The 14,852-nt window shown below is 72.1% G+C and carries 14 protein-coding genes and 1 riboswitch; of the genes, 11 read left to right on the top strand and 3 right to left on the bottom strand.

What is annotated here, in order from left to right; translation table 11 throughout:
• Positions 1-141: 141 nt before the first annotated feature.
• From IH68_RS0122080 to IH68_RS0122040, 9 genes are all read left to right on the top strand, one after another.
• On the top strand, positions 142-1,134 hold the full coding sequence (locus IH68_RS0122080; RefSeq protein ID WP_030937862.1) for a FecCD family ABC transporter permease: 993 nt from the start codon (positions 142-144) through the stop codon (positions 1,132-1,134).
• A complete protein-coding gene (locus IH68_RS0122075) occupies positions 1,131-2,183 on the top strand; it encodes a FecCD family ABC transporter permease (protein ID WP_030937861.1) in 1,053 nt (350 codons plus the stop codon). The genes IH68_RS0122080 and IH68_RS0122075 overlap by 4 nt, the downstream gene beginning before the upstream one ends.
• Positions 2,180-2,989 carry an ABC transporter ATP-binding protein gene (locus tag IH68_RS0122070; protein WP_030937859.1) on the top strand — a complete coding sequence of 270 codons (810 nt, stop codon included), beginning with the start codon at positions 2,180-2,182 and terminating at the stop codon, positions 2,987-2,989. The genes IH68_RS0122075 and IH68_RS0122070 overlap by 4 nt, the downstream gene beginning before the upstream one ends.
• Before the next feature lie 34 nt (positions 2,990-3,023).
• Positions 3,024-4,043 carry an ABC transporter substrate-binding protein gene (locus IH68_RS0122065; RefSeq protein ID WP_030937857.1) on the top strand — a complete coding sequence of 340 codons (1,020 nt, stop codon included), beginning with the start codon at positions 3,024-3,026 and terminating at the stop codon, positions 4,041-4,043.
• An 83-nt stretch (positions 4,044-4,126) separates the two neighbouring features.
• On the top strand, positions 4,127-5,302 hold the full coding sequence (locus tag IH68_RS0122060) for an ATP-grasp domain-containing protein (RefSeq protein ID WP_030937854.1): 1,176 nt from the start codon (positions 4,127-4,129) through the stop codon (positions 5,300-5,302).
• Positions 5,299-7,002: an IucA/IucC family protein gene (locus tag IH68_RS0122055; protein WP_030937852.1), complete on the top strand. Its 1,704-nt coding sequence runs from the start codon at positions 5,299-5,301 to the stop codon at positions 7,000-7,002. The genes IH68_RS0122060 and IH68_RS0122055 overlap by 4 nt, the downstream gene beginning before the upstream one ends.
• Positions 6,999-8,201: an MFS transporter gene (locus IH68_RS0122050; protein WP_030937849.1), complete on the top strand. Its 1,203-nt coding sequence runs from the start codon at positions 6,999-7,001 to the stop codon at positions 8,199-8,201. The genes IH68_RS0122055 and IH68_RS0122050 overlap by 4 nt, the downstream gene beginning before the upstream one ends.
• Positions 8,201-9,973 (top strand): IucA/IucC family protein, encoded by a 1,773-nt coding sequence (locus IH68_RS0122045; RefSeq protein ID WP_078912550.1) that lies wholly within the window; start codon positions 8,201-8,203, stop codon positions 9,971-9,973. Before IH68_RS0122050 ends, IH68_RS0122045 begins: the two co-directional genes overlap by 1 nt.
• The gene (locus IH68_RS0122040; protein WP_030937844.1) at positions 9,970-11,178 is read left to right on the top strand and encodes a type III PLP-dependent enzyme; all 1,209 of its coding nucleotides are present in this window, start codon (positions 9,970-9,972) and stop codon (positions 11,176-11,178) included. Before IH68_RS0122045 ends, IH68_RS0122040 begins: the two co-directional genes overlap by 4 nt.
• A 98-nt stretch (positions 11,179-11,276) precedes the next feature.
• Here IH68_RS0122040 and IH68_RS0122035 read toward each other — a convergent pair whose 3' ends face one another.
• Complete coding sequence (locus IH68_RS0122035) at positions 11,277-11,570, bottom strand: hypothetical protein (RefSeq protein ID WP_030937842.1); 294 nt, start codon at positions 11,568-11,570, stop codon at positions 11,277-11,279.
• 172 nt (positions 11,571-11,742) lie between these two features.
• Between IH68_RS0122035 and IH68_RS0122030 the strand changes: the two genes are divergently transcribed.
• Both IH68_RS0122030 and IH68_RS0122025 read left to right on the top strand, forming a co-directional pair.
• A complete protein-coding gene (locus IH68_RS0122030) occupies positions 11,743-12,108 on the top strand; it encodes a nuclear transport factor 2 family protein (RefSeq protein WP_030937840.1) in 366 nt (121 codons plus the stop codon).
• A gap of 244 nt (positions 12,109-12,352) precedes the next feature.
• Positions 12,353-12,436: riboswitch (ZMP/ZTP riboswitch) on the top strand.
• 23 nt (positions 12,437-12,459) lie between these two features.
• Positions 12,460-13,308 carry a bifunctional 5,10-methylenetetrahydrofolate dehydrogenase/5,10-methenyltetrahydrofolate cyclohydrolase gene (locus tag IH68_RS0122025; protein ID WP_030937837.1) on the top strand — a complete coding sequence of 283 codons (849 nt, stop codon included), beginning with the start codon at positions 12,460-12,462 and terminating at the stop codon, positions 13,306-13,308.
• Here IH68_RS0122025 and IH68_RS0122020 read toward each other — a convergent pair whose 3' ends face one another.
• Positions 13,309-14,283 carry a CU044_5270 family protein gene (locus tag IH68_RS0122020; protein ID WP_030937835.1) on the bottom strand — a complete coding sequence of 325 codons (975 nt, stop codon included), beginning with the start codon at positions 14,281-14,283 and terminating at the stop codon, positions 13,309-13,311.
• Positions 14,276-14,836 (bottom strand): RNA polymerase sigma factor, encoded by a 561-nt coding sequence (locus IH68_RS0122015; RefSeq protein ID WP_030937833.1) that lies wholly within the window; start codon positions 14,834-14,836, stop codon positions 14,276-14,278. The genes IH68_RS0122020 and IH68_RS0122015 overlap by 8 nt, the downstream gene beginning before the upstream one ends.
• Positions 14,837-14,852: the final 16 nt, after the last annotated feature.

Genomic DNA, 14,852 nt, shown 5'->3' with positions numbered 1-14,852 from the left:
TAGGCAAGGCTTACCTTAATCGATCAAGGGAGTTCCATGTCGAGCCGCCTCACAGCGCTCGCATGGCCAGTTGATAACTAAAGCAAGGCTTGCCTAAGCTCACCCCTTGTGACTGCGACCCAACGGGGCGCACCTACCGGTGTGCCCTCCCCTGCCCTCAGACACCTCCCCCTGTTCCTCGCCGGACTGGGCGCGCTGGTGCTCTGCACCGCCCTGAGCCTCGCGCTCGGCGCACGGTCGGTGCCCCTGACCACCGTGGCCGACGCATTGCTCGGCCACGCCCATGGCCGGGAGGCGCTCGTGGTCACCGGGCTGCGGCTGCCGCGCACCGTCATCGGTCTCGCGGTCGGCGCGGCGCTCGGGGTCGCCGGGGCCCTCGCCCAGGGCATCACCCGCAACCCGCTCGCGTCGCCGACCACCCTCGGCATCAACGCCGGCGCCGGTTTCGCGGTCGTCGTCGCGATCTTCACGCTGAAGCTCAACGACCCTGTGCAGTACGTGTGGTTCGCGTTCGCCGGGGCCGCGGGGGCCGCCCTGTTCGCCCAGGCGCTGGCCCGCCGGGCCGGGGACATCGATCCCGTACGGCTCGCCCTCGGCGGCACCGTTCTCCAACTGGTGCTGCTGTCCTGGACGTCGGCGGTGATGCTGCTGAACCAGCGCACACTCGACGAGGCCCGCTTCTGGCTGGCCGGGTCCCTGTCAGGCAGGCCCCTCGACGCGCTGTGGCCCGTGCTGCCGACGCTGCTGCTCGGCCTGGTGGTCGCCCTCGCCGTCTGCCCCGCCCTCAACGCCCTTGCCCTGGGCGACGATTCGGCCCAGGCGCTTGGGGTGCCGGTGGCCCGGATCCGGCTGGCAGGCGGCATCGCGGTGGTCCTGCTCACCGGGTCGGCGGTCGCAGTGGCCGGGCCGATCGCCTTCATCGGCCTCGCCGCGCCCCATCTCGTACGTCCCCTGCTGGGCGCCGACCACCGGCTGCTGGTGCCCGGCTGTCTGATCGCCGGGCCGCTGCTGCTGCTCGCGGCCGATGTCCTCGGCCGGATGGTGATCCGCCCCTCGGAGCTGGAGGCCGGGATCGTGACGGCGTTCCTCGGCGCTCCCCTGCTGGCGCTGCTGGCCCGGAAGGTGGCCCGATGACCGCCACCGTCGTTCCGTCCGCCCGTGCGAAGTCCACCTCCCGGGCCCGGGTGCGCCGCCGTGTCCTGGTGTTCGCAGCGAGCGGTCTCCTCGCACTGTTCGTGCTGCTCACCGCATCCCTGACGACGGGTGAGATGCCCATGCCCGCGGGTACGGCACTGCGCGCGCTGGTCGGGCTGGGGGACTCCGGGGACGTGCTGGTGGTGCAGCAGTTCCGGGCGCCCAGAGCGGTGGCGGCGATCGTCGCCGGTGCCGGTCTGGGAGCGGCGGGCTGCGTGCTGCAGCGGTTGTTCCGCAACCCCCTGGCGTCTCCCGATGTCATGGGCGTGACAGGCGGAGCCTCGCTGGGTGCGGTCACGCTGATCGCCGCCGGGGCCTCGCAGACGCTGATCCCGGTCGGCGCGCTGGGCGGGGGTCTGCTCTCGGCGCTGCTACTGGGCGTGTTCGCCTGGCGGTCCGGGCTCGCCGTCACCCGGCTGGTGCTCACCGGGCTCGCCGTGCAGGCGGGACTGGCCGCCGCCGTGAACCTGATGATCGTGCGCTTCCCGGCCGAACTCGCCGGATCGGCGCTGCAGTGGACCACGGGGTCGGTGTACGGCCGGACGTGGACGGAGGTGTGGGGGGCAGCCGGCGCCATGGTGCTCGCGCTCGCCACCGCCCTCGTACTGCACCGCCGGCTGGCGGTGCTCGACCTCGGGGACGAATCGGCGGGCGCCCTGGGCCTCCGCACGTCCGCCGCCCGCCTCCAACTTCTCTTCGTCGCCGTGGCGTTGGCGTCCCTTGCGGCCTCGCTCGCCGGTCCGGTGACCTTCGTGGCACTCGCGGTACCGCACATCGTGCGCTTCGTCACCGGCCCGCCGACGGCCGTGTCCCTGGGACTGGCCGGTCTGACGGGAGCGGTGCTGCTGCTCGCCTCCGACCTGGTGGTCCAGCACCTGCTGCCGATCGAGGGGCTGCCGGTCGGGGCGGTCACCGCCACGCTGGGCGCGCCCTGGCTCCTGGTGCTGATGTTCCGGCAGAGCTCACCCGTCCAGAGGAGCCACGCATGACCAACCAGATTCAGACCCAGGGCCTCGATCTGCGCTACGGCGACCGGCTCGTCGTCGGCGGGCTCGATCTGACGCTGCCGGGCGGCGCCGTCACCGCGATCGTCGGGCCCAACGCCTGTGGAAAATCAACCCTGTTGCGGGGGCTGAGCCGGTTGCTGGCCCCGTCCGCCGGGAGCGTCACGCTGGACGGCGCGGACATCCACCGTATGTCCGCGCGGACGCTCGCCCGCCGGATGGGACTGCTGCCCCAGCAGCCGGTCACCCCGGAAGCGATCACCGTCGAGGCGCTCGTACGCCTGGGCCGCTATCCGCACCAGCGCCTGCTGAGCCCATGGTCGGCCGCAGACCAGCGGGCGGTGGACGAGGCGCTGGAGCGCACCGGCACCACGTCCCTGCGCGACCAGCCCGTCGACCGGCTCTCCGGCGGTCAGCGCCAACGCGCCTGGATCGCGCTGGCGTTGGCCCAGGACACCGAGCTGCTTCTGCTGGACGAGCCGACCACCTTCCTCGACCTGCGGCACCAGCTCGACGTCCTCGACCTGGTGACCGCCCTGCACGCCGAGGCGGGCCGCACCGTGGTGATGGTGCTGCACGACCTCGGACAGGCCGCCCGCTACGCGGACCACATGGTGGTCCTCAAGGAGGGCCGCCTCGCCGCCGCCGGCACCCCGGCCGACGTCCTCGACGCAGGCCTGGTCAGGTCCGTGTTCGACGTGGACTGCCGGGTGATCCCCGACCCGGAGACCGGCACCCCGCTGGTCGTCCCGAAGAGCAGCGCGGTCCGGCAACCGGCCGCATCCGCCTGACCCACCACTCCCCTACCAGGAAGACCCACCCCCCATGTTCAAGCGCTCTCCCCTGCGCGGAATCGGCCGGCTGATCGCCGTGCTGCTCTCCGTCGTGCTCGGTACGGCCGTACTGGCCGCCTGCGGCAGCGAGAAGTCCGACGACGCCGACTCCGCGAAGGCATCCGGCTCGGCGTCGGCCGGCTTCCCACGCACCCTCAAGACCGTGATGGGTGACGTAAAGATCCCCTCGCAGCCCAAGCGGGTCGTGGTGCTCGACACCGGTGAGCTCGACGACGTCACCCTGCTCGGCATCGACCCGGTCGGCGCGGTCGCCCCCCACTTCAAGACCGAGGGCGGTTTCCCGACGTATCTGAAGGGCGAGCTGAGCGGCACCGCCGACGTCGGCCCGCTTCTCGAGCCCAACCTGGAGAAGATCGCCTCTCTGAAGCCCGATCTGATCCTGTCGTCGAAGGTCCGGCACGAAAAGGTCTACGACAAGCTCAGCGCCATCGCCCCGACCGTCTTCACGGAGACCACCGGCGGTGTCTGGAAGCAGAACCTCAAGGTGCACGCCGAAGCGCTCGGGCTGGAGAAGGAGGCCGCCGCGAAGGTCAAGGAGTACGAGACGCAGGCCAAGGCGCTGGGTGAGGCCATCAGGAAGAAGGACGGCGGCACCATGCCGACCGCGTCCGTGGTCCGCTTCATCGCCGGTCCGACGCGCCTCTACCAGACCAACTCCTACAGCGGTGTCGTCCTCAACGACATCGGCTTCAAGCGGCCCAAGTCCCAGGTGTCGAACGACCCCGACGTCACCATGAAGGACGTCAGCGCGGAGGAGATCGACCAGGCCGACGCCGACCTGATCTTCGTGACCACCGCCGACACCCCGGACAAGACCCAGCAGAAGCAGGTCACCTCCAACCCGGTGTGGAAGTCCCTGCCGGCCGTCAAGGACGGCAAGGTGTTCACCGTCCCGGACGAGACCTGGATGTCCGGCATCGGCGTCCAGGCCGCGGAGCAGATGCTCAAGGACGTGGCGAAGGCCACCGGCGTGGAGCTCCCGAAGAAGTAACTCCCGCTCTCTCGGGGCGGGCCGCCGCACCACCGCGGCCCGCCCTCGACCCCCCACCCGCCAGCGGAAGTTGTTCATCAGCCATGCGCCTGTACCTGCTTGCCCTCAATCCGACCGACTCCGTCTCCGAGGGCTTCCTGCCCGCCGCCGCCCGGCTGGGCCTGGACGTCACCGTCCTCACCGACCAGCCCGAGGCCCACCGCAGCGCCCACCCTGAGGCCGAGGTCCTGGAGTGCGACGTCCGCGACCACCGGGCGGTCATCACCCGGATCTCGACGCACCACCGTCCCGACGCCGTCTTCACCAACAGCGACCACCTCCAGGCCCAGGCCGCCCTGGCCGCCGCCTACTTCGGCCTGCCCGCCAAGGACTGGCGGGCCGCGCTCGCCACCAAGGACAAGGCGGAGATGCGGCGCAGGCTCGCCGTCGCCGGCGTGGACACGGTGTGGTCGGCCGAGCTCACGGAGCCGGTCGCGCCCCACGACGCGCCGTACCCGTGCGTCCTGAAGCCCCGCGAGGGCGTGGCCAGCGAGGACGTCGTCCTGGTCGACGACGCCGAGCAACTGACCACGCACGCCAAGGAAATCCTTGAGCGCCGCCCCGGTGCCGTCCTGCTCGTCGAGGAGTACCTCCCCGGCGAGCTCTACACCCTGGAGACGCTCGGCGACGGCCACGTCCGCCATGTGCTGGGCGGTTTCCACACCGAGCTGTCGCCCCAGCCGTACTTCATCGAGGAGCGCCTCACCTTCGTCCCCTCCCATCCCGAGCCGGTCGTCGCCCAGGTTCTCGCCCAACTGGACGCGCTGGGCGTCGGGTTCGGCGCCTGTCACACCGAGTTCGTGGTGAACGCGGGCCGGGCCAGGATCATCGAGGTCAACTACCGTGCCATCGGCGACCAGTGCGATCTGCTGCTGGCCCGGCTGCTGGAGATACCGCTCTTCGAGCTGATCCTCCGTGCCCATCTGGGTGAGCGGCTCCCCGCCGACCTGCGGGCCCGCCGTGACGGCGCCGCACGTCTGGAATACCCGTGCGCCGATCGCGCCGGAACCCTCACCGAGGCTCCCTCAGCACAGGAACTGACCGTTGACGGCACCCATCTGACGTACCGTCCGCTGCGGTCCCCGGGGGAGCGGCACGAGCTGTACCGCACCAACCGCGACTACCTCGGCGTCCTGCGGGCCGTCGGCACCGACCAGGCGACGGTGGACCGGGTGTCGGCCGACTTCCTGGCCGCGCAGCGCTGGGAGATCCAGCCGTGACCGCGCCGACCGTGACGGACACCTGCGAGGCGGAGCTGGTCACCCGCGTTCTCAGCGCCCTGCTGCGTGAGGACGTCGTCGGGCTGCGCACCCGCAGCACGCTCGTGCACCGGCCGGACGGCGACTGGCTGCGGCTGCCCACCACCGAGGACGCCCTGCTGCTGCCCGTCACCGAGGACGGCTACCAGTGCGAGCACCGCGCCCGGCTGCCCCTGCTCGCGCGCGAGTCGGACGGCACCGAGCTGACGTCGTACGAGGCCGTGCTCGACGCGCTGCGTGAGCTCGCCGAGCCCGTGGACCGCGACGGCTTCGACGCGTTCGCCGAGGAGTGCCGTCAGACGCTGGACACGATGCGGCTGCACGCGGAGACCCGCACCGAGGTGGGCCGGCGGCTCATCGACCGGTACGGGCACGATCCGGCCCAGTGGACGGGTCAGGCGTACGACACCCTTGCGGCCCGCCTCGACCACCCCGTCTACCCGACCGCACGCGGCCGCTCCGGCCTGTCCGAGGAGCAACTGCGGGCGTATGCACCGGAGTTCCATCCCCGTTTCGCTCTGCGCTGGCTCGCCGTTCCGCGTGACGCGGTGACCTTGACCGGCCCGCTCCCGGAACTGTGGCCCTCGCCCGCGCGGCTCGGTCTGCCCGAGGTGGAGCAGACCCATGTGGCGCTGCCCGTCCACCCCTTGACCGTGGGCGCGTCACTCGACGAGGCGCTGCGGACCACGGGCCTCGCCGGCCGTGCACTGCTCGCGGAGCACGCTCACCTCGAAGTCGTGCCGACGCTCTCGATGCGCACGGTTGCAGTGGCCGCGGATCCGTCCCTGCACCTCAAACTCCCCCTGGCCACGGCCACGTTGGGCATGCGCAACAAGCGCTCCATCAAGCCCGGCACGCTCGTCGACGGCGCGGCGGGGCAGCGGCTGGTGGAGGCGGTGATCGCGCGCGAACCCCGTTTCCGGGATACGATCCTGCATGCCGACGAGACCACCTACGCGCACGCCGGACACGAACTGCTGGCGGTTCTCTGCCGCCGCTTGCCGGCCACTCCCGAGGAGTCCGTCGTCGTTCCGCTGGCCGCGCTCCTCGCCGAGGCGCCCGGCGGGCGGCCCGTCCTGGACCACCTGGCCGACCGCTTCTACGGCGGCGATCCACTGGCCCTGCTGGACGCCTGTCTGTCGTTGCTGTTCGACTGGCAGACCGCCCTGTTCGGCTACGGCATCGCGCTCGAGTCGCACCAGCAGAACGTCTCGCTGGTGCTGGGGCCGGGCAGTCTGCGGTTGCTGTTCAAGGACAACGACGGGCCCCGCATCAACGCCTCGCGGCTGTCGGCCGTACTGCCCGGGCCCTGGGGCTTCGACGACCCGCGGACCTTCACCGCCGGGGACGGTCCGGTCGCCGACGTGTTCACCACCATCACGGTCCATCTGTGCGCGGGGGCCTACGCATTCGGTCTCGCCCGGCACCGGGACGCTCTGCTGGCGCTCGTGCGCGAACGGCTCGCGGAGGCCGTCGACCGACTCGGCGGTGACGCGGGCGCGGTCCTGCGGGCGCATGTCCTCGATGCACCGCGATTGCCGGTCAAGGCCATGGTCACGGCCGGCACGCTGCTCAGCAAGGAGCGCTCGGGTGCCGCTGACGTCAACAAGCACTACACGAGCGGCCCCAACTACCTGCTGCCCGGCGGGGGTTCCGCATGAGCGCCGAGACTCTGAGGATGCCGGGCACGGCGTTCACCCGCGGGCATGTTCATGCGGTCGCCGGCTGCTACTTCGTGGCGTCCTTCGCGGCACTCGGGCTGCCGCCGTATCTCACCGAGATCCTCCCGGGGTTGGGGGATCGCCACGCACGCTGGGCAGGGGTGCTGTACGTCGTGCCGACCGTGTTCGGTGCGCTGGGCGCCCCGCTGTGGGGACGGCTCGCCGACCGCTACGGCCGTAAACGACTCCTGCTGCGCGCCCAGTTGGGCCTGGCCGTGGCCTTCCTCCTCGCGGGCTGGGCGGACTCCCTGGCCACGTTCACCGTGGCGCTGGTGCTGCAGGGCATCCTGGGCGGCACGTTCGCCGCGTCCAACGGGTACCTGGGCGCCGCCCTGGAGGGGCCGGCCCTGTCCAAGGCGCTCACCTTGATGCAGGGCAGCGCGCGGGCCGCGCTGGTCGTGGCCCCGATCGTGGTCGGCTCCCTGTCGGGCTGGCTGTCACCGCACCGCCAGTACGCCCTGCTCGCCGTACTGCCGCTGGGCGCTGCCCTGTTGCTCGCCGTGCTGCCCGAACCGGAGCCTGCCGCACAGGGGTCGGAGAACGCCCCCGAGACGACTTGCGTGGCCGCGCCGCCGCTGGTCTCCCTCAAGGCCCTGTACGCCTTGGAGTTCGCCTTCGTCTTCTCCACCGTCATCTCCTTCCCCTACCTCATCGCCCTCGTCGACGACCGCCTCCCGGGCACCTCACCGACCCTGTCCGGCGTGCTGTTCGCCCTCCCCCACCTGTGCTACCTGGTCTCGGCACTGGCCGTGCACTCCGTCTTCCACAGCCGCCCCCGCACCGGGATCGCGCTCGGCTTCGCCTTCATCGCGCTCGGGCTCGCCGGGCACGGGATCGCCGGCTCTCTGCCCACGCTGATCGCCGTGCGCCTGCTGCTGGGCGCGGGCCTCACCCTCGGCCTGGTGTGTCTGTCGGTGCTGGCCGCCGACTGCGCCAAGGGCCGGGCGCCGGGCGGGATGTTCGGCTCGCTGGAGTTCTTCTCCAAGGCCGGCGCGGTCGCCGCAGGAGTGGCCGCGGCGGCGGGCAGCGCCCGCTTCGGCCCGGCCGCACCGGTGCTGACCGGCAGCGCGGCCGCCGCAGTCACCGTACTGGCCACTTTCCTCCCCCCGCTGACCCCCCGCACCCGCAGGAGCCGCTGATGCCCTCGCTGATCCGTCCGCAGACCTCGTCCGGGGGGACCGCGATCTCGCTCTGCCCGCCCGGGAGTACCGCCGCGCCCGCCGAGCTCCCCTCCGCCGACGACGCCGTGGCCCACACGCTCCTCAACTGCCTGCTGCGCGAGGTGTCGGGCCCCGAGCACCAGTCGGTCGTCGCCGACGGCCGGCTGCTGCTGCGGCTGCCGCGCCGCGGAGTGCTGCTGCGGGTCGCGCTGCGTCGTACCTCGCTGCTGGGCGCGCACCGGTTCACCGGCCCCGTGAGCGAACAGGGCGAGGACGGCTGGTCGGAGGTGGACTGGCGGCGCCTGGCCGAGTACACGCACGACGAGCTGTCGCTGCGCACCGGCGTGCGCAACGAGGAGTTCCTGGAGCAGATCGCCTCCAGCCACGACGCCATCACCACCGCACTCGCCGCCACGCGTCCCGCCCGCCTCCCGGACGACCGGCTCTCCGCCTACCTGGCCTCCGAGCAGTCGCTGCTGTTCGGACACCGCTTCCACCCCACGCCCAAGGCCCGTACCGGCGACCCGCTCGCCTGGTCCGCATACGCTCCCGAGGTCGGTGCCTCCTTCCCGCTGCGGCACCTCGCCGTCCGCGCCCACCTGATCGCCGAGGAGTCGGCGGACCCGTCGGCGACCGCCCCGCTGGACGGACTGCGCACCGACGTACCTGAGGGCTACCGGCTGCTCCCCGCCCACCCCTGGCAGTACGGGACGCTCCAGGCCCACCCGGCCCTGCGCGCCGCCCTCGACCGCGGCGACATCCTCGACCTGGGCCCGGGCGGGCAGCCCTTCGCGGCCACCGCTTCGGTGCGCACCCTGTACGACGGCGAGACCTTCCTCAAGTTCAGCCTGAACGTCCGCATCACCAACTGCCTGCGCAAGAACAGCAGTTACGAGCTGTCCGGCGCCGTCGCCCTGACCCGCGTGCTGGCCCCGGCACTCGCCGACCTGGCCGACCGCTTTCCCGCCAGCGCCGTGCTGCGCGAGCCGGCCTACCGCACGCTGGCCCTGCCCGGCCCCGACGGCACCCCCGACCGCGACCTGTTCGAGGGCTTCGGCGTCATCGTCCGCGAGGGCCTGCCGCGCCGCCTCGCCCCGGGCACGGTCCCGCTGCTCGCGGCGGCCGTCGCCGACGAGTATCCGACCGGCGCCGCCCACGTCTCCCGCCTCCTCGACGGAGCGGACGTACGCACGGCCCTCGCCTGGTGGTCCTCGTATCTCGATCTGCTGGTCCCGCCCGTCCTGGCCGCGTACTTCGACCACGGACTGGTCCTGGAACCCCACCTGCAGAACGTCCTGGTGTGCGTCGGCGGCGACGGCATGCCCGCCCAGGTCCTCTTCCGCGACCTGGAGGGCACCAAGCTCGTCCCCGACCACCACGCCGACACGCTGGCCTCGCTGCCGCCCGAGGTCGCGGGCCCGATGACGTACGACGCGCAGCGCGGCTGGGACCGGGTCGTGTACTGCCTGCTCGTCAACCACGTTGCCGAGCTGCTCGCCGCCCTCGCCGACCTGCACCCGCAGGCGGAGGCGGCCCTGTGGGGACGGGTGCGCGCCACGCTCCAGACGTATGCCGACCGCCACGGCTGCCCGCCGAGGCTCGCCGCCCTGCTCGCCGGGGTGCCGCTGCCCGCCAAGGCCAACCTGCTGACCCGCTGGGAACGCAGGGCGGACCGGGACGCCGGCTACGTCCGGCTGCCGTCCCCGCTCGCCGAGGACATCCTGCGCGACACGACCGGGAGCACCCGATGAGCGAGCCGACGCCCACGGTCCGCGATCGCGTCCTGTCCCTGCCCGCCGCCGAACTGCCCGCGTACATCTACGACTTGGCGGCTCTGCGTGACCATGCCGCCGCCGTCCGGACCGCACTGCCCGAGCGGGTCGAGGTGTACTACGCCGCCAAGGCCAACCCGGAGCCGGAGATCCTCGGCGCACTCGGCCCGTACGTCGACGGCTACGAGGTCTCCTCGGGCGGTGAACTCGCCCACGTCGCCAAAGCGGTCCCGGACCGGCCGCTCGCCTTCGGCGGTCCCGGCAAGACGCCGGACGAGGTGCGGGCCGCACTGGAGCTCGGCGTGGACCGTTTCCATGTGGAGAGCGAGTACGAACTGCGCATGCTGGCCGAGCTGGCGCGCAGGTGCGCGCCGGGGCGACGGGTGGCGGTGCTGGTACGCGTCAATCTTCCGGTCCCGGACGGGGCGCTGGCGGGCAGCTCACTGGCGATGGGGGGCCGTCCGACGCCGTTCGGCCTGGACCCGGCACAGGCCGTCGACGTCATCCGGGCGCTCGCCGACGGGACGTATCCGCACCTCGAACTACTGGGTGTTCACGCGCACTTGGCCAGTGGCCTGGAGGCGGCGGAGCAGCTTGCGGTGGCCGAGTCCGTGGTGTCCTGGGCGACGGGCCACGGTGTTCCGCTCGCCGAGGTCAACATCGGCGGCGGCATGACCGTCGACTACACGGACCCGGAGCACCGCTTCGACTGGTCCGGGTACGGCAGCGGTCTCGCCCGTCTGACCGAGGCGCACCCCGAGCTGACCCTGCGTATCGAGCCGGGGCGGGCGCTGACGGCGTACTGCGGCTGGTACGCCACCGAGGTGCTGGACGTGAAGCGCAGTCACGGCGAGGAGTTCGCGGTGGTCCGCGGCGGCACCCACCACCTGCGGACCCCGGCGACGAAGGGCCACGACCAGCCCTGTTCCGTGCTGAAGGTGGATGCCTGGCCGCACCCGTGGCCGCGGTCGGCCGCCGCGGGCGAGCTGGTCACCCTGGCCGGGCAGCTGTGCACACCCAAGGATGTCCTGGCCCGCCGGGTACCCGCGCCGGGGCTCAGGGCCGGCGACCGGGTGGTGTTCTCGCTGGCGGGCGCCTATGCGTGGAACATCTCCCACCACGACTTCCTGATGCACCCCGGGCCGGGTTTCCACTTCCTCAACCCTTCAACCACAGGGCTGTGATCAGGTCCCCGGCACGGTCATCGGCACAGCGAAAGGGCCGCCCGGAGAGGGGCGGCCCTTTCGCTGTGGGGGGAGGTTTCGATGCGGCGTCGGCGTGTCTACAGGGCCCTGGGCAGCCCGCTGGCGGCTCCCATGCGGGCGACCCGGTCCAGCTGCTCGAGGTTGTTCAGGCGGTTCAGGTGCTGCAGCTGCTCGGAGGGGCGCGGCACCTCGGCCCTGTGCTCCGCGGGGATTCCGCTCTGGGCGAGCGAGTCGAGCGTGGAGATCGGGTTGAGCTCGCTCGCGTCCTTGTTCTGGATGGTCGCGTCGGACGCACAGGCAAGCGGCGCGGCAAGGGCGGTGATTCCTGCGGCGAGACCAACGGCGGCGACGATACGTCGGGTTGAGATCATGCTTCCCACAACGGCACCGGGCCTGCGGCGGTCACGGCCGCGCCACGCCACTCACCCATCAGGGGCAGTGCTGCGGCTGCGCTTGCCGAGCCTGCCGCGGCGGAGGAGCCTCGGAGGAGAGGTCCTTCGCGGCCCGCAGCTCCTCGGGTCGCGGCCCTCGAAGGAGGTCATCATGAGCACCACGGCAACTCCCGGCTTCAACGCCGACACCCTGCGCAAAGGGGTCGAAGGACACACTGCGGCGGATCTTCTGTCGCTCTATGCGGACGACGCGCAGATACGCATCGTGGACCGCAACACCCAGCCCAGCCAGCCCAAGGTTCTGCGCGGTCGCCAGGAGATCGGCGCAATGTTCGAGGACATCTACAGCCGTGACATGACGCACAAAGTGGACCAGTGCATCGTTCAGGGCGACCATGCCGCCTACAGCCAGTCCTGCCAGTACTCGGACGGGACCCGGGTCCTGGCCGAGTCGATGATCACGCTGCGCGACGGCAAGATCACCGAAGAGGTCCTGATCCAGGCATGGGACGAGTAGGAGGCAGAACCGCGAGGGTCCAGGTCACCACCCGGTTGACCTGGACCTTCTCGGCCCGTGCGGCACTGGGACGGGTGCGTCCGGCCCAGCCTCGGGCGGGCACGGCACAACGGCTGGCGCTGGTGGCTCTGCTGCGGTCGGTGCTGAGATCGAGACGGTCACGCCCGCTCCGTGCTGCGCGAAGACGGCGTGTCCTGCACCGGTGAGAGCGGCTCCTGACCGCCGTGGCGGCTCGGTTACTCTGAGGGCGGGCCGTGACTGGCGCTGAGGTGGAGCACCACCGGGGAGCGGCCACGCGGAGTCGATGCCGTGCGCCTGGGCGATCCGGTCACACCAGCCCAGGAGTGGATCATGTCTCAGGCACGGCTCATCGACGGCACCTCGCTCGCCCGACGCATCGTCGAGGACACCGCCAAGCGGGCGGCCGACCTCACCGACCGGACCGGAACGGCGCCCTGTCTGGCCACGGTTCTGGTCGGCGAGGACCCCGCCTCCGTCACCTACGTCCGGATGAAGCGGAACCGGTGCCGCAAGGCCGGTATCGAGTCGCGCCAGGTGGAACTTCCCGCCGCCACGACCACCGGGGAACTCGTCGGCACCCTGCGCTCGCTGTCGAGCGACCCCGGCGTGCACGGCATTCTGCTGCAGCACCCGATGGGCGAGCACATCGACGAGCGGGCCGCCTTCGAGGCGATCGCGCCCGAGAAGGACGTCGACGGCGTCACCTTCGCGTCCTTCGCGACGATGAGCTTCGGCCTGCCGGGCTTCGTGTCGTGCACGCCGGGCGGGATCATGCGGCTGCTCGACGAGTACGACGTCGACCCGTCCGGGAAGCGGGCCGTGGTCGTGGGCCGCAGCGCCATCCTCGGCAAGCCGGCCGGCATGCTGCTGCTCGCCCGCGACGCAACGGTGACGTACTGCCACTCCCGTACCCGGGACCTGTCCTCGGTCGTACGGGAGGCGGACATCGTGGTCGCCGCCGTGGGGCGGCCGCGGTTGATCCGGGGCGAGGACCTCAAGCCCGGCGCGGTCGTGATCGACGCCGGCTACAACCCGGGGAACGTCGGCGACGTCGACTTCGACTCCGCCGTGGAGCGGGCCGGGCTGATCACTCCGGTGCCGGGCGGTGTCGGTCCCATGACGATCGCCACGCTGCTGGAGCAGACCGTCGACGCCGCCGCCCGGCAGCTCGGGGTGTGATCAGCGCATCCAGGCGCTGTACGACTCGACGTCGCCGGCCTTGACGCCGTACTCGTGCTCGGGCTTGGTGAAGACGGTCTCCAGGCCGAGGACGGCGCCGGTGGACGGCTGCATGATCAGCATGCGGCGGTAGCCGGCGCCCTCGTACTCGTACGCCTGGCCGCGCCGCCCGAGCCGGTCCGTGACCTGGCCGACCGGCCGCAGCCCCTCGGTCCCAGCGAGGAGCCGGGCCAGCGTCGCGGACTCCCGGGCACCGAGGGTCCAGTGGTCGAGCAACACCGCGACTGCGTCGAGGAGTTCGGGGGTCGTCAGCCGGGTGCGGGTGTACGTGGCCTCCCGCAGGTAGGCCCGCAGCCGCGCAGGGTCGTTCGGCGGGGGCGACTCGGGCGGCGCGTCGCTCCAGCTGGGCGGATAGGTCTGCCTGCTGATGACGTGACCGTCCTCGACCAGGTGCGGATCGCCGCCGTCGTCGCGGAGGACCGGTCGGCCGGGGTGTCGCGGGTCGGTCGCCACGACGATCTCGGTATGACTGGCGTCGGCCTTCCAGCGCACGACGCGCTCCTCCGGGAGCGTCACGGGGGGCTTGTCGTCGCTCATGCCCATGCTCCAGGACTGCACATGCGTGCCCTTGCGCAGCTGCAGCGCGTCCTCCGCCGTGGCCTGCCGCTGTGCGCGGTCGGCCAGTTCCTGAAGAGGTACGGGGGTGGAGTCGGCCTGGACGACCAGCGGGCGGGGCGCCGCGACCGCGGGGGTGGTGCTCGGGCCGCCGAGCAGCAGCGTCAGCGCGGTCGCGGCGACGACGGCGGTGGCCGCGAGGCTCCAGACGAGCCTGGTTCGGCGGCGGCCCGTGGGGCGTTCGTGCAGCAGCCGGTTGAGCCGGCGTTCGCCGTCGTGGTCGAGGGGGCCGTCGCCGTAGTGGGGGCCGTCGACGGGCACCGGGTTGGCGCGGCGCAGGAGTTCGAGTTCGTCAGCCATGGCCGTGTTCCTTCGAGGGGGTCGCGTCGGCGGAGGTCGCGGTGGGGCGCAAAGGCCCCATGCGGTCTATTTCGGCTCTCAGCCGGCGCCGGGCACGGTGCAGCCTCATCGATGCGGCCCTGGTGCCGCAGCCGAGGGCGACGGCGACCTCGTCGACGCCCAGTTCCTCCCATGCCGTCAGGCGCAGCACCTCCTGGTCGGCCTCGGACAGGCGGGCCAGGGCGTCGTGCACCCAGGCGCCCGGGGTGTCCGCGTCGGGGCTCGCCACGATCTGCCGGCCGTGCGCGGTCTCGTCGTTGCCCAGCCGGTCGACCAGCCGGCGGCGCCGCCCGTAGCCGCGTACCGCGTTCGCCAGGCAGTTGCGTGCCACGCCGTACAGCCAGGGCAGCGGGGACCCGGGCAGGTCGGCCCGGCGTCGCCAGGCGACCGTGAACACCTCCGCCACCACTTCCTCCACCTCGCTGGTCCGCCCGTCCAGTCGCCGCGCGACATAGCGGCTGACCGCCCAGTAGTGCTCGCGATAGGCAGCGGCGAAGATCTCGTCGTTGCTCATGTCCCGTTCGTGTCCG

The sequence above is a fragment of the Streptomyces sp. NRRL S-646 genome, assembly GCF_000720765.1.
GTDB lineage: Bacteria > Actinomycetota > Actinomycetes > Streptomycetales > Streptomycetaceae > Streptomyces.
The sequence above is the reverse complement of the archived record's forward strand: the minus strand, read 5'-3'. Positions and strand labels throughout refer to the sequence as shown.